Origin of the sequence: Stenotrophomonas sp. ISL-67, from assembly GCF_018612915.1 — a bacterium.
Classification (GTDB): domain Bacteria; phylum Pseudomonadota; class Gammaproteobacteria; order Xanthomonadales; family Xanthomonadaceae; genus Stenotrophomonas.
On the sequence record NZ_JAGGRL010000010.1, the window covers coordinates 1 to 14,586 of the forward strand.

Below are 14,586 nucleotides of genomic sequence, written 5' to 3' on the forward strand. Positions count from 1 at the left end.
CGCCAGGCGCCGGGCGGTGCCCGGCTTCATGCATTTTGGCGAACAGCCTGTGGCTGATGCATGCCCCGAGCTGGGTCGGCGGGGGTGGGTTTGCGGGACACGCCGTGAATCCATCCATGGAGGCTTGTAGAAAACATCCATGTTTTCTACAGTCCCGCAAACCCACCCCCGCCGACCCTCCGACAGTTGGCCGATGGCCACGGGAAACGCAGAATGCCGACCGTTGGTCGGCAACAGTCGGGCGCCGCGACGCCGGTCGGGCTGGTTCCCAGAGAACCGCCGTGAATGGATCAACGTCCGGTTATGCATGACCCTGATTGAGACCATTCGACGGCCAACGGCCGTGAGCCGCGTTTCCCGTGGTAACGACACACTGTCAAAAGGTGGGTCGGGGCGGGTTCGTGGGGGTGTAGAAAACATGGATGTTTTCTACAAGCCTCCATGGACGGATTCACGGCGTCCCCCACGAACCCGTCCCGACCCGCCTAAGCCAGAGATCGCATCAGCCAAAGGCTGTTCGCCAAAATGCATGAAGCCGGGCAAAGCCCGGCTCCAAGCAGATGAGTGCAACCTCGGCAGCCGGAGCAGCCGGGCAGAGCCCGGCGCTACGCCAGAACGCCTGCAGGCAACTGCATGGTGATGCAATGCAGGCTGCCGTTCTGCCAGATCAGCGAGCGGCAGGGGACCTGCACGATCTCGTGGTTCGGATAGGCCTGGGCCAGCACGTCGCGCGCGGTATCGTCGGCCACGTCGCCGTAGGCCGGCATCAGTACCGCGCCGTTGAGGATCAGGTAATTGGCGTACGACGCGGCGAGGCGGCGACCGTTGTCGATCACGGGACGCGCCCACGGCAACGGGAACAGCCGGTACGGCTGGCCGTCGGCAGTGCGCAGCGCCGCCAGTTCGCTGCCCATCGCCTGCAGCTCGGCGTAGTGCGAATCGGCGCTGTCATCGCAGGCCTGGTAGACGATGCTGTCCACCGACGCAAAGCGCGCCAAGGTGTCGATGTGTGCGTCGGTGTCGTCGCCTTCCAGATAGCCGTGGTCCAGCCACAGCACCCGATCCTGGGCCAGCCAGCTCGCCATGTCCGCGCTGAGCGAAGCACGGTCGCGGTCCGGGTGGCGTTCGTGCAGGCACTGCCAGGTGGTGAGCAGGGTGCCGGCGCCGTCGGTCTCGATGGCACCGCCTTCCAGCGCGAACGGAATACTCTTCAGTTCCGCGTCGGCGAACAGGCCGGCTGCGTGCAGTACGCCTACCAGCTGGTCGTCCAGGCTCGCCTCGAACTTGCCACCCCAACCGGTGAAGCGGAAGTCCAGCAGGCGGAAGCCGCCGTCAGCGCGGCGCAGCGTGATCGGACCCGAATCGCGCAGCCAGGTGTCGTCATAGGGCGCGGTGACGAAACGCACGCGGTCCGTGTCGATCCGGTTCGAGCGCAGGCGCGCGTCGGCGTATGCCTCCAGGTCGTCGTCGGCCACGATGATCACCACCGGCTGGAAGCGGGTGATGGCCGCGACCAGCGCGATGTAGGTGTCCTCGACGTCACCCAGGCGGTCGGCCCAGTCGGTGTCGGCGTGGGGCCAGGCGATCAGGATGGCCGACTGGGATTCCCATTCGGCCGGAAAGCGGAGCGTGTCGTTCATGGTCTCGGTGCGATGGCCCGCCGGGCGGCGGGCGTGGTGGTGGATCAGCGGATGGGCGGCTTCGGGCCGACTTCGTTGGCGTCGGCCTGGTTGGCCACCACATCGATCACCTTCTGCTTCTCGAAGTAGACGGTGAACATCGGGTAGACCCAGCGGTTGATGGTTGGCCACTGGCGCTTCTGGCCGCCGCGCGGCTCCAGCTTCTCGCTCGGCTCGCCGAAGGTGCTGAGCACCTGGCTGGTGGTCTGGCCGCGTACCGGCACCATCGGCGCGACCTGTTCCTTGGTGCGGTCGATCAGCAGGGTGTCGGCATGGGCGCTGGCGCAGGCCAGCAGGGCAAGCAACGGCAGTGTGGTCAGGTAACGCTTCATCTCGATCTACTCCCCAGTTATCAAGAATGGAGTCACGACCAACGGTCGTGATCTACCGGCGAATCCGGCAAGGCAGCCGCGACCTACGGTCGCCGCGCACCCAGCGATTACAACAAAATTGGCAATAAAAAACCGCCCGGAGGCGGCTTTTTATTCAGGCAGGTCGCGACCCGTGGCCGTGATGCCCTGAAGGCTCAGCGCTGGCGAGCCTTGAAACGCGGGTTCGACTTGCAGATCACGAAGATCTTGCCGCGGCGACGAACGACCTTGCAGTCGCGGTGACGGGACTTGGCCGACTTCAGGGAAGACAGGACTTTCATTGCATACCTCGGCGGAAACGTGGATTCGGTTGGAGCGCGGCCGCGATATGCAGATGACAATCGGCAGGTGACGCCCGTTCAAGCCCGCCATTCTACCGGGCTTTCTTCCATCCTTTCAAGTGGTTGCACCCAAAAGGTCTTGGAAGGGGGCGGGCAGGGGCTAGAATGGGGGGTCAAATCCACAGGGAAACCCATGAACCCGCCATCTCCCGTGCTCACCATCGACGGCCCGTCCGGGGCCGGCAAGGGGACCGTCAGCCGCATTGTCGCACGCCGGCTGGGCTGGCATTACCTGGATTCGGGCGCCCTGTACCGCGCCGTGGGCGTGGCTGCCAGCTGGGCCGATATCGACACCTCCGACGCCTCAGCGCTGGTCCGCTGCACCTTCGACACCCACGTCCGCTTCGTCGAGGCCGATGACGGCAGCCTCCGTGTCATCGTCAATGAGACGGACGCCACCGACGAGCTGCGGCTGGAAACCACCGGTGCGCTGGCCTCGGCCATTGCCGCCATCCCGGAGGTCCGCGCTGCCCTGAAGGAGCGCCAGCGCGCATTCAGGGTTCTCCCGGGGCTGGTGGCCGACGGCCGCGACATGGGAACCGTGATCTTCCCCGACGCCCCCTTCAAGGTCTTCCTGACGGCCAGTGCCGAAGAGCGCGCCGAACGTCGGCATAACCAGTTGAAAGACAAGGGGGTTTCTGTTAACTTTGAGGACCTCCTGCGCGAGATCATGGCCCGCGACGCCCGTGATGCACAGCGCACAGTGGCGCCCCTGAAGCCGGCAGACGATGCCGTCGTCATCGACACCAGTGGTATCGGCATCGACCAAGTCGTTGCCAAGGTACTGGATCTGCTTCCGGTTTCGGGTGCCTGATCCGTTGTAAGGAGGGTCGTCAGTTCCATCGGCGGCAGTCGCACCACCACAAGGCAACACAAGCTCCGTCCCGCAATGATGCGTGGCGGTTTTCCTACTTAACACACGACCTGCGTTTCCGGGGTCGACCAACAGGCGGGCAGTAAACGGAACCCTCGCGGGGACCAATGCCCATGTGTCCAACAGAGTAAATCTAATGACCGAATCATTTGCCGAACTGTTTGAAGCCAGTCAGAACAACCTGGCCAAGCTGAAGCCCGGCGCCATCGTCAGCGGTGTTGTCGTTGAGGTCCGCGGCGACGTCGTGGTGATCAACGCCGGCCTGAAGTCCGAAGGCATCGTGCCGATCGAACAGTTCCGTAACGACGCTGGCGAGATCGACGTCGCCGAAGGTGATGTCGTCAAGGTCGCCCTCGACTCGATCGAGAACGGCTTCGGTGAAACCGTCCTGTCGCGCGAGAAGGCCAAGCGCGCGATGGTGTGGGACGAGCTGGAAGAAGCGTTGGAGAAGAACGAAACCATCACCGGTCGCATCAGCGGCAAGGTCAAGGGTGGTTTCACCGTGGACATCAAGGATGTCCGCGCGTTCCTGCCCGGTTCGCTGGTGGATGTGCGCCCGGTGCGCGACCCGGCCTACCTGGAAGGCAAGGAGCTGGAATTCAAGCTCATCAAGCTGGACCGCAAGCGTAACAACGTCGTGGTCTCGCGCCGCGCTGTCGTCGAAAGCGAGCACTCGGAAGAGCGCGAGCAGCTGATGGACAAGCTGCAGGAAGGCGCGATCCTGAAGGGTGTTGTCAAGAACCTGACCGATTACGGCGCGTTCGTGGACCTGGGCGGCATCGACGGCCTGCTGCACATCACCGACATGGCCTGGAAGCGCGTGCGCCATCCGTCCGAAGTCGTGAACGTCGGCGACGAGCTGGACGTGCGCGTGCTGAAGTTCGACCGCGAGCGCAACCGCGTTTCGCTCGGCCTGAAGCAGCTGGGCGAGGATCCGTGGGACAACATCGCCCGTCGTTACCCGGCCAACAGCCGCGTGTTCGGCAAGGTCTCCAACGTCACCGATTACGGCGCGTTCGTCGAGATCGAGCCGGGCGTCGAAGGCCTGGTGCACGTGTCCGAGATGGATTGGACCAACAAGAACGTCAACCCGTCCAAGGTTGTGCAGGTCGGTGACGAAGTTGAAGTCATGGTCCTGGACGTCGACGAGGAGCGTCGCCGCATCTCGCTGGGCATGAAGCAGGTTGCCGCCAATCCGTGGGAAACCTTCGCTGCCATCCACAAGAAGGGCGACAAGGTGTCGGGCCAGATCAAGTCGATCACCGACTTCGGCATCTTCATCGGCCTGGACGGCGGTATCGACGGCCTGGTGCACCTGTCCGACATCAGCTGGAACACCACCGGCGAAGACGTGGTCCGCAACTTCAAGAAGGGCGACAACCTGGACGCTGTTGTCCTGGCCGTCGATCCGGAGCGCGAGCGCATCAGCCTGGGCGTCAAGCAGCTGGAGCAGGATCCGTTCGGTCAGTACATGGCTGCCAACCCGAAGGGTTCGAAGGTCGAAGGCGTGGTCAAGGAAGTGGACGCCAAGGGCGCTACCATCGAACTGGCTGACGGCATCGAAGGTTACGTTTCGGCTCGTGACGTTGCCAACGAGCGCGTCGACGACGCGACCCAGTTCCTGAAGGTCGGCGACAAGGTTGAAGCGAAGTTCGTGGGCATGGATCGCAAGGGTCGTACCCTGCAGCTGTCGATCAAGGCCAAGGACGACGCCGAAATGCGCGAAGTGCTGGAGGAATACCAGTCTTCTTCGGCGTCCAGCGGCACCACCCAGCTCGGCGCGCTGCTGCGTGCCCAGCTGAACGGCAACAAGTCCGAGTAATCGGCCTTAGCCCGCAGCCGTAGTTTCCTGGGCGGCCCGGACATTAGTCCGGGCCGTTTCAGGGTTTGAGACCCTCGACGCGAGTCCGCAATGACCAAATCCGAGTTGATCGAAATCCTGGCGCGCCGGCAGGCGCATCTCAAGTCGGACGATGTCGATCTGGCGGTGAAGTCGTTGCTGGAAATGATGGGCGGGGCGCTGGCCGGCGGGGATCGCATCGAGATCCGCGGGTTTGGCAGTTTTTCGTTGCACTACCGGCCGCCAAGGCTGGGGCGCAACCCCAAGACCGGGGAATCGGTCGCATTGCCGGGCAAGCATGTCCCGCACTTCAAGCCGGGCAAGGAGCTCCGTGAGCGCGTGAGCGCCGTGGTACCGCTGGAAAGCGATCCGGCCTAGTAGAGCGGACTGTTAGTCCGCTACTCTTTACCTCCAAGGGAAAGGGAGCTACCGCATGAACGTCGCACGCCTGCTGATCCTGCTCGCCGTCCTGGTGGCCGGGCTTGTCATCGGTGCCCTCAATTCGCAGGACATGACCCTCAACCTGGGGTTCACTGCCATCCATTCCAGTACCGGCCTGGCCATTACCGTGGCCCTGTTGACCGGTGCGATCCTCGGTGCCGGCCTGGTCCTGGTGGGCCTGGTGATTCCGTTGTATTCCCGACTGCGCAAGGCGCAGAAAGCGGCTCCGGCCGACGCCCCCGTGGCACCTTCTTCTACTTTCGACGGACGTTGAGCGCCGATGGAATTTGTATCCGAGTGGTTCTGGTTTTTCCTGTTCCTGCCGCTGGCAGCAGTGTCCGGCTGGGTGATCGGCCGGCGCGGTGGCCAGCGCCACGGCGACAACCAGGTCAGCCACCTCTCCAGCACCTATTTTCGTGGCTTGAACTACCTGCTCAACGAGCAGCCCGACAAAGCCATCGAACTGTTCCTGCACATCGCCGAGCTCGACAAGGAAACCTTCGAGACCCAGGTCGCGCTGGGCCACCTGTTCCGGCGCCGTGGTGAGGTTGACCGCGCCATCCGGCTGCACCAGGGGCTGGTCAATCGTACCGACCTGAGCGACGCGCAGCGCGTGCAGGCCCTGCTGGCGCTGGGCGAGGACTACATGAAGTCCGGCCTGCTCGACCGTGCTGAAACCGTCTTTACCGAACTGGCCCAGATCGACCAGCGCGCCCCGCAGGCGCTCAAGCACCTGATCGGCATCTACCAGGCCGAACGCGACTGGGAAAAGGCGATCGACAACGCCACCCGTTACGAAGACGTCACCGGTGAGCCGATGGGCAAGCTGGTCGGGCAGTTCGAATGCGAACTGGCCGAGCGCTTCCGTGGCGCCGGCAAGATTGATGAAGCGCGCGCGGCCATTGCCCGTGCTTACCAGTCCGATGCGATGTCGGTACGTGCCGGCATCATCGAAGGACGCCTGGAAACCGATGCCGGCAATGCCGAAGCGGCCGTGCGCGCGTTCGAGCGTGCAGCGCGCAACGACCCCGAGTACCTGCCCGAGGTGCTGCAGCCGTTGATGCAGAACTACCGCAAGGTCGGGGATCTGGGCGGCGCGCGCGCGTTCCTGTCGGAAATGACCGAGCACTATCGCGGCATCGCTCCGGTGTTGGCCCTGACCCAGCTGATGGAAGAGCAGGAGGGCGTGGCGCCGGCGCGCGCCTACCTGGGCCGCCAGCTGAAGGATCGTCCGTCGGTTCGTGGCGAGTCGGCGCTGATCGATCTGACCTTGGCCGAGGGTGCCGATTCCACCGCCACCCTGCATGACCTCAAGCACATCACCGACCAGTTGCTGGTGCGCAATCCGGCCTACCGCTGCACGCGCTGCGGCTTCGGTGCACGCACCCACCACTGGCAATGCCCCAGCTGCAAGGAGTGGGGAACGGTCAAGCCGCTGCTGAACTACGCGGTGCTCTGAGCCATGCCGGCGGCGTGGTGGATTGGACTGCCGGCGGTGCTGGCAGTTGCGGCGGCGCTCACCTGGTGCGCCCGCCATTACGCGCTGCGGCGCAAGCTGTTCGACCAGCCGGGGGAGCGCCGCAGCCACGCCGTGGCTACCCCGCGTGGCGGGGGCATCGCCATTGTCGTGACCCTGCTGCTGGGCCTGGGCGTGGCTGCCATCGCCTGGCCGGGCGCCCGCGTGCCGCTGCTGGTGACGGCCCTCGGGCTGGGGCTGGTGGCCGGGATCGGCTGGTGGGACGATCACCGCCCGCTGCCGGCCGTGCGCCGGCTCATGGTCCACCTGGTGGCCGCGACCCTGCTGGCGGGCCTGGTGCTGCAGGCCACGGGAAACCCGTGGCAGGCCCTGCTGGCGCTGCTGTTTACGACATCCCTGATCAACATCTGGAACTTCATGGATGGGATCAACGGCATTGCGACCAGCCAGGCCATCCTGGCCGGCGTCGCATTTGCCCTTGTCCTGCCGGGTCCGCTTGCCTTGGCTGGCATTGTCCTGGCGCTGGCCTGCCTGGGCTTCCTGCCGTTCAATTTTCCGCGTGCACGGATCTTCATGGGGGACGTGGGCAGCGGGGCGCTCGGGTATGCCGTGGCAGCCCTGGTGTGCCTGGCCAGCGTGGCCACCGATGTCTCCTGGCTGCTGCTGCTGGTGCCCCTGGCCGCCTTCCTCGTGGACGCTGGCTTCACACTGCTTTCGCGCATGCTGTCAGGGCAAAGATGGATGGAACCCCACACCCAGCATCTTTACCAGCGTGCGGTCAAACGTGGCGCAACGCACACTTCAGTAACGGGCTTGTACTTTGTTTTCGGTTTGTTCAGTATTACAGTGTTTAATGCTTGCTCGTATTTGCAGCCGAGGTGGGAGGTTGCCGTGGCCGTAACGTGGCTGTTGTCCGCGTCAGGTCTTTGGCTGCTCCTGCGCAAGGGAATGCGCTAATAGAAGGATTGCTTGCTTTATGACGCCTTGGCAGGACCGCTTTACGAGTCTGCTTCCCCGTGCCGCCATCGTAGTCCACGACCTGTTCATGGTCTGGGCCTGCTGGCAACTCCTGCATGCGGGTCGCTATTCAATGCTGGCCGACGCGCCTGCGTTGCCCCTGTGGAACATCGACACCACCCTGGTGCTTGTCATCCAGGCCGTGGTGTTCTGGCGCGTGGGCCTGTACCGCGGCCTGTGGCGTTTTGCCAGCGTGGCCGACCTGCTGCACATCTTCAAATCCAGTTTCATCGGCCTGCTGGCCATCGTGGTCGTGCTGGCCTACAAGCGCTTCAATGGCGTACCGATGTCGGTGCTGGTGATCTATCCCTTTGCGCTGTCGGCGCTGCTGGGCGCGCCGCGCCTGCTGTACCGGGCATGGAAGGACTACCAGGCGCTGCAGTCGGATGCGACCGCGCGGCGGGTATTGATCCTGGGCGCCGGGCAGGCGGCTGAAGCGCTGGTCCGCGACCTGCGCCGTTCGGGGGATTTCGAGCCGGTGGGCCTGCTCGACGATGCCCCGCACCTGCAGGGTGCAAAGCTGCAGGGCCTGCCCATCCTGGGCACGCTGGACGATGCCGCCTCGGTGGTACGCGAAACGGCGGCCAAGCTGCTGGTGATTGCCATCCCGTCGCTGGACGCCGCTGGCATGCAGCGGGTGGTGGCGATCTGCGAAAGCACCGGCGTGCCATTCCGGATGGTGCCAAAACTCAACGACGTGATGCTGGGCCACTCACTGCCCGGTGAGCTGAAGGAAGTGGCGATCGAGGACCTGCTGGGACGCAAGCCGATTCTGCCGGACTGGTCGCTGATCCGCGGCTGGCTGGGTGGGCGCACCGTGCTGGTGACCGGCGCCGGTGGCTCGATCGGCTCGGAACTGTGCCGCCAGTGCGCGCGCCACGGAGCAGGGCGGGTCGTGCTGCTGGAGATGAGCGAGCTGCTGCTGCTCACCATCGAGGCCGAACTCAAGCGCAGTTTCCCGGACCTGGTCGTGGAGGCGGTGCTGGGCGACTGCGGAGACCCGGCGGTGATCCGCCACGCCTTGTCGCTGTCGCAGGTCGACGCGGTATTCCATGCGGCCGCCTACAAGCAGGTGCCGGTGCTGGAACGCCAGTTGCGCGAAGCGGTCCGCAACAACATCCTGTCCACCGAAACGGTGGCGCGCGCCTGCGTGGAAGCGCGTATCGAGCATTTTGTGTTCATCTCCACCGACAAGGCGGTCGACCCGGTCAATGCGCTGGGCGCCAGCAAGCGCTACGCCGAGATGATCTGCCAGAGCCTGGACCAGAAGACCAGCCATACCCGCTTTGTCACCGTGCGTTTCGGCAACGTGCTGGCCTCGGCAGGCAGCGTGGTTCCGGTGTTCCGCGAGCAGATCCTCAAGGGCGGCCCGGTCACGGTCACCGACCCGGAAGTGACCCGTTACTTCATGACGATTCCCGAAGCCTGCCAGTTGATCCTGCAGGCGGCGGCGTCGGCGTCGCATGGGGCGATCTATACGCTCGACATGGGCGAGCCGGTGCCGATCCGGGTGCTGGCCGAGCAGATGATCCGCCTGGCGGGCAAGCAGCCGTACAAGGACATCGCGATCATCTACACCGGTCTTCGTCCGGGCGAAAAGCTGCATGAGACCCTGTTCTATTCGGACGAGGACTACCGCCCGACCGCGCATCCCAAGATCCTCGAAGCCGGTGTACGCACCTTCGCCCGCGACCAGGTGCTGGGCAACGTGCCGCGCCTGCGCGAGGCGATCGCCAACTACGATACCGACGCCATCAACAGCATCCTGTTCGCGACCATGCCGGAATTTGCGCCGTTGCAACAGGAATCTCACGTCGAGTCGGCTAAGGTGCTTCCCTTTCCGGCACGAGAGGCCAACAGGCTGTGACGAACAAGCGTATTCGCAAGGCGGTTTTCCCGGTGGCGGGACTGGGCACCCGGTTCCTTCCCGCAACCAAGACGGTTCCCAAGGAAATGCTGCCGATCATCGACCGGCCGTTGATCCAGTACGCTGTCGATGAGGCGATCGAAGCGGGGTGCGACACCCTGATCTTCATCACCAACCGCTACAAGCACGCGGTAGCCGATTACTTCGACAAAGCCTACGAGCTGGAACAGAAGCTGGAGCGGGCCGGCAAGACCGAGCTGCTCGAGCTGGTCCGCCACGTGCTGCCCGAAGGCGTACGTGCGGTCTTCGTCACCCAGACCGAGGCCTTGGGGCTGGGCCACGCAGTGCTGTGTGCCAAGGCCGTGGTGGGCGACGAACCGTTCGCCGTGCTGTTGCCGGATGACCTGATCTGGAACCGTGGCGACGGCGCGCTGAAGCAGATGGCAGATCTGAACGAAGCCACCGGCGCCAGCGTCATCGCGGTCGAAGACGTGCCGCACGAGAGTACTGCCAGCTACGGCATTGTCGCTACCGAAGCGTTCGATGGCAGCAAGGGCCGCATTTCGCAGATCGTGGAAAAGCCGAAGCCGGAGGACGCGCCGAGTGATCTGGCCGTGGTCGGTCGTTACGTGCTCAGCCCGAAGATCTTCGACCTGCTTGAAGCCACCGGCACGGGTGCGGGCGGCGAGATCCAGCTGACCGACGCGATCGCCGAGCTGCTGAAGACCGAAGAAGTGGATGCGTTCCGTTTCGAAGGCACGCGGTTCGACTGCGGTACGCATCTTGGCCTGGTCGAAGCCACCATCCGCTTCGCACTGGAAAGCCACAAGCTGGGCAAGCCGGCGCGCGAGAAGCTGGCGCAGATGCTGGCGGAGGATTGATCGCTGTGCGATCAATCCGGCGATGAAAGAGGGCGGCCCGAAGGGCCGCCTTTTTTGGTAGCGCCGGCCGTTGGCCGGCCCTCACGGTAAAGGCAAAAAAAGGCGGCAGTGCCGCCTTTTTCTCCAATGTTGCCGGCCAACGGCCGGGGCTACCAGGGGAATCGGTCAAGGCCGACTCCCCATCGCCGCGTCACAGCGATTCGAAGATGCCCGCAGCGCCCATGCCGGTGCCGATGCACATGGTGACCATGCCGTACTTCTGCTGGCGACGGCGCAGGCCGTGCAGCAGGGTGGCGGTACGGATCGCGCCGGTGGCGCCCAGCGGGTGGCCCAGGGCGATGGCGCCGCCCAGCGGGTTGACCTTGGACGGGTCCAGGCCGCAATCGCGGATCACCGCCAGCGACTGCGCGGCGAAGGCTTCATTGAGCTCGATCCAGTCCAGCTGGTCCTGGGTCAGGCCGGCCTGCTTGAGCGCCTTCGGGATCGCAGCGATCGGGCCGATGCCCATCACTTCGGGGCGCACGCCGGCGACCGAGAAGCTGACGAAGCGGGCCAGCGGCTTCAGGCCGTAGTCCTTGACCGCCTGCTCCGATGCCAGCAGCACCGCACCGGCACCGTCGCTCATCTGCGACGAGTTGCCAGCCGTGACCGTGCCGCCGAACTGGCCGTTGCGGAACACCGGGCGCAGCTTGGCCAGGCCTTCGGCCGACGAGTCCAGGCGCGGGCCTTCGTCGGTGTCGACGATGCGGTCGCGGGTGATGATGCGGCGGCCGTCGGCCAGGTCCGGCTGGCGGGTACGCACGTCATACGGGCTGATCTCATCCTTGAACTCGCCGTTCTGGATCGCGGCGATGGCCTTCTGGTGCGAGGCCAGGGCGAACGCATCCTGCTCCTCGCGCGAGACCTTCCATTCCTCGGCAACCTTCTCGGCGGTGATGCCCATGCCGTAGGCGATGGCCACGTGGTCGTTGTCGAACACGCTCGGTGCCATCGCGATCTTGTTGCCCATCATCGGCACCATCGACATCGATTCGGTGCCGCCGGCCAGCATCAGGTCGGCGTTGCCGAGGCGGATCTGGTCGGCCGCCATCGCCACGGCCTGCAGGCCGGAGGAGCAGAAGCGGTTGACGGTCTGGGCGGCGATGGTGTCCGGCAGGCCGGCCAGCAGCACGCCGATGCGCGCCACGTTCATGCCCTGCTCGGCTTCGGGCATGGCGCAGCCGATGATGGCGTCATCGATGCGGTTGACGTCGATGCCCGGTGCCTGCGCGACCACGGACTTGAGCACGTGGGCCAGCATGTCGTCGGGACGGGTATTGCGGAACACGCCCTTGGGCGCCTTGCCTACCGGGGTACGGGTGGCGGCGACGATGTAGGCGTCCTGGATCTGCTTGGTCATTGTGGTGATTCCTTTGGGTTCAGTTGCGCAGCGGCTTGCCGGTCTTGAGCATGTGCGCGATGCGGGCCTGGGTCTTTTCCTGCTGGGCCAGCTCGACGAAGTGCTTGCGCTCCAGGGTCAGCAGCCACTCTTCGTCCACCAGCGTGCCGCGGTCCACTTCGCCACCACACAGCACGGTGGCGATGCGCACGGCGATCTCGTAGTCGTACGGGCTGATGAAGCGGCCCTCGAGCATGTTCACCAGCATCATCTTGAAGGTGGCGATACCGACGTCACCGGCCACCTGGATGCGGCGGGCCGGCATCGGCGGACGGTAGCCGCCTTCGGCCAGTGCCTGCACTTCGGCCTTGGCGATGTGCAGCGCTTCGAAGCTGTTGAACACCACCTTGTCGGTGGCGCGCATCAGGCCCAGTTCCTTGGCGTTGACCGCCGAGGTCGAGACCTTGGCCATGGCCACGGTTTCAAAGGTCTTCTTCAGCTCGGCGAACACGTCACCGCCCGGGCCGGCGGCCTGGGAGGCGCGCACCGCCAGTTCCTTCAGGCCACCACCGGCCGGCAGCAGGCCGACGCCGGCTTCCACCAGGCCGATGTAGCTTTCCAGTGCGGCCACGCTCTTGGCGCTGTGCATCTGGAACTCGCAGCCTCCCCCCAGGGCGAGGCCGCGCACGGCGGTCACCACCGGCACCAGCGAATACTTGATCGCCTGGCTGGTGCGCTGGAAGTTGTGGACCATTTCCTCGAACTGATCGACCTTGCCGGCCTGCAGCAGGCCGAGCGCGCCGGCCAGGTCGGCACCGGCGGAGAAGGGTTCCTTCTGCTGCCAGATCACCAGGCCCTTGTAGTCCTTCTCGGCGCGCTTGATCGCTTCCTGCAGGCCATTGAGCACGTGGTCGGACACGGTGTTCATCTTGGTCTTGAAGCTGACCACGGCGATACCGTCGCCGTCGTGCCACATGCGCACGCCGTCGTTTTCGAACACGGTTTCGCCGGGGCTGAAGGTCTCGCCCAGTAGCGGATCCGGGAAGCGCTGGCGCTGGTAGACCGGCAGCGCCGAACGCGGCAGCTTGGCGTTGCGGGTCGGGCTGTAGCTGCCTTCGGCGGCGTGCACGCCGTCGCGGCCGTCGAACACCCAGTCCGGCAGCGGGGCGTTGCTCATGCTCTTGCCGGCGACGATGTCATCGGCGATCCACTGCGCGACCTGCTTCCAGCCGGCGGCCTGCCAGGTTTCGAACGGGCCCAGCGACCAGCCGTAGCCCCAGCGGATGGCCAGGTCCACGTCGCGCGCGGTCTCGGCAATGTCGGCCAGGTGGTAGGCGCTGTAGTGGAACAGGTCGCGGAAGGTCGCCCACAGGAACTGCGCCTGCGGATGCTGGCTTTCGCGCAGCCTGGCGAACTTCTCGGCCGGGTTCTTGATCTTCAGGATCTCGACCACTTCCGGGGCAGCGGTGCGATCAGCTGCGCGGTAGTCCTGCTTCTCCAGATCCAGCACCACGATGTCCTTGCCGACCTTGCGGAAGATGCCGGCGCCGGTCTTCTGGCCCAGCGCGCCCTTGGCGATCAGCGCGTCCAGCCACTTCGGCGACGCGAAATACTGATGCCACGGGTCGTTGGGAAGGGTATCGCCCATGGTCTTGATGACGTGGGCCATGGTGTCCAGGCCGACCACGTCGGAGGTGCGGTAGGTCGCCGACTTCGGGCGCCCGACCAGCGGGCCGGTCAGGCCATCGACCTCATCGAAGCCCAGGCCGAACTGCTGGGTGTGATGGATGGTGGACAGGATCGAGAACACGCCGATGCGGTTGCCGATGAAGTTCGGGGTGTCCTTGGCGTACACCACGCCCTTGCCCAGGGTGGTGACCAGGAAACTTTCCAGGCCTTCCAGCACGGCGGCGTCGGTGGTGGTGGCCGGGATCAGCTCGGCCAGGTGCATGTAACGCGGCGGATTGAAGAAGTGCACGCCGCAGAAACGGTGCCGCAGCTGTTCGGGCAGCACGTCGGCGAGCTTGTTGATGCCCAGGCCGGAGGTGTTGGAGGCCAGCACGGCGTGGTCGGCCACGAACGGCGCGATCTTTTTGTACAGGTCCTGTTTCCAGTCCATCCGTTCGGCGATGGCTTCGATGATCAGGTCGCAGTCCTTCAACTGCTCGAGCCCGGTCTCGTAGTTGGCCGGGGTGATCGCCTCGGCGTACGACTTGCTGGCGAGCGGGGCAGGGCTGAGCTTGCCAAGGTGGGCGATGGCCTTGAGCACGATGCCGTCGGCCGGACCTTCCTTGGCGGGAAGGTCGAACAGCACGGTGTCGACGCCGGCATTGGTCAGGTGGGCTGCGATCTGGGCACCCATGACGCCGGCACCCAGAACGGCGGCGCGGCGGACTAGCAGGGAATTGGACATGTCGATA

At 65.0% G+C, this 14,586-nt stretch carries 13 protein-coding genes; 8 read left to right on the forward strand and 5 right to left on the reverse strand.

Features of this window, described 5'->3' with window-relative positions:
- Positions 1–605: 605 nt before the first annotated feature.
- From J7J08_RS11460 to ykgO, 3 genes are all read right to left on the reverse strand, one after another.
- Positions 606–1,640 carry an agmatine deiminase family protein gene (locus J7J08_RS11460; protein WP_214905461.1) on the reverse strand — a complete coding sequence of 345 codons (1,035 nt, stop codon included), beginning with the start codon at positions 1,638–1,640 and terminating at the stop codon, positions 606–608.
- A gap of 44 nt (positions 1,641–1,684) precedes the next feature.
- Positions 1,685–2,011, reverse strand: coding sequence for a hypothetical protein (locus J7J08_RS11465; protein ID WP_214905464.1), 327 nt, complete (start codon positions 2,009–2,011; stop codon positions 1,685–1,687).
- 194 nt (positions 2,012–2,205) lie between these two features.
- Positions 2,206–2,331, reverse strand: a complete 126-nt coding sequence (gene ykgO / locus J7J08_RS11470) for a type B 50S ribosomal protein L36 (RefSeq protein ID WP_017355593.1) — start codon at positions 2,329–2,331, stop codon at positions 2,206–2,208.
- A 193-nt stretch (positions 2,332–2,524) separates the two neighbouring features.
- On the opposite strand from ykgO, the gene cmk reads away from it, so the two are divergent.
- The 8 genes from cmk (at position 2,525) to galU (ending at position 10,788) form a co-directional block, all read left to right on the forward strand.
- A complete protein-coding gene (cmk, locus tag J7J08_RS11475; protein WP_214905467.1) occupies positions 2,525–3,205 on the forward strand; it encodes a (d)CMP kinase in 681 nt (226 codons plus the stop codon).
- 196 nt (positions 3,206–3,401) lie between these two features.
- Positions 3,402–5,087 carry a 30S ribosomal protein S1 gene (rpsA, locus tag J7J08_RS11480; protein WP_214905470.1) on the forward strand — a complete coding sequence of 562 codons (1,686 nt, stop codon included), beginning with the start codon at positions 3,402–3,404 and terminating at the stop codon, positions 5,085–5,087.
- 90 nt (positions 5,088–5,177) lie between these two features.
- The gene (locus tag J7J08_RS11485; protein WP_017355596.1) at positions 5,178–5,483 is read left to right on the forward strand and encodes an integration host factor subunit beta; all 306 of its coding nucleotides are present in this window, start codon (positions 5,178–5,180) and stop codon (positions 5,481–5,483) included.
- Between the two features lie 55 nt (positions 5,484–5,538).
- Positions 5,539–5,820 (forward strand): LapA family protein, encoded by a 282-nt coding sequence (locus J7J08_RS11490; protein ID WP_214905473.1) that lies wholly within the window; start codon positions 5,539–5,541, stop codon positions 5,818–5,820.
- Positions 5,821–5,826: 6 nt separating this feature from the next.
- Positions 5,827–7,005 carry a lipopolysaccharide assembly protein LapB gene (lapB, locus tag J7J08_RS11495; protein ID WP_214905476.1) on the forward strand — a complete coding sequence of 393 codons (1,179 nt, stop codon included), beginning with the start codon at positions 5,827–5,829 and terminating at the stop codon, positions 7,003–7,005.
- Between the two features lie 3 nt (positions 7,006–7,008).
- Positions 7,009–7,980, forward strand: coding sequence for a glycosyltransferase family 4 protein (locus J7J08_RS11500; RefSeq protein WP_214905479.1), 972 nt, complete (start codon positions 7,009–7,011; stop codon positions 7,978–7,980).
- A 19-nt stretch (positions 7,981–7,999) separates the two neighbouring features.
- A complete protein-coding gene (locus J7J08_RS11505; protein WP_214905482.1) occupies positions 8,000–9,907 on the forward strand; it encodes a nucleoside-diphosphate sugar epimerase/dehydratase in 1,908 nt (635 codons plus the stop codon).
- Positions 9,904–10,788, forward strand: a complete 885-nt coding sequence (galU, locus tag J7J08_RS11510; RefSeq protein WP_214905485.1) for a UTP--glucose-1-phosphate uridylyltransferase GalU — start codon at positions 9,904–9,906, stop codon at positions 10,786–10,788. Before J7J08_RS11505 ends, galU begins: the two co-directional genes overlap by 4 nt.
- Before the next feature lie 190 nt (positions 10,789–10,978).
- Here galU and J7J08_RS11515 read toward each other — a convergent pair whose 3' ends face one another.
- Positions 10,979–12,187 (reverse strand): acetyl-CoA C-acyltransferase, encoded by a 1,209-nt coding sequence (locus tag J7J08_RS11515; protein WP_214905488.1) that lies wholly within the window; start codon positions 12,185–12,187, stop codon positions 10,979–10,981.
- A gap of 19 nt (positions 12,188–12,206) precedes the next feature.
- A complete protein-coding gene (locus J7J08_RS11520) occupies positions 12,207–14,579 on the reverse strand; it encodes a 3-hydroxyacyl-CoA dehydrogenase/enoyl-CoA hydratase family protein (protein WP_214905491.1) in 2,373 nt (790 codons plus the stop codon).
- Positions 14,580–14,586: the final 7 nt, after the last annotated feature.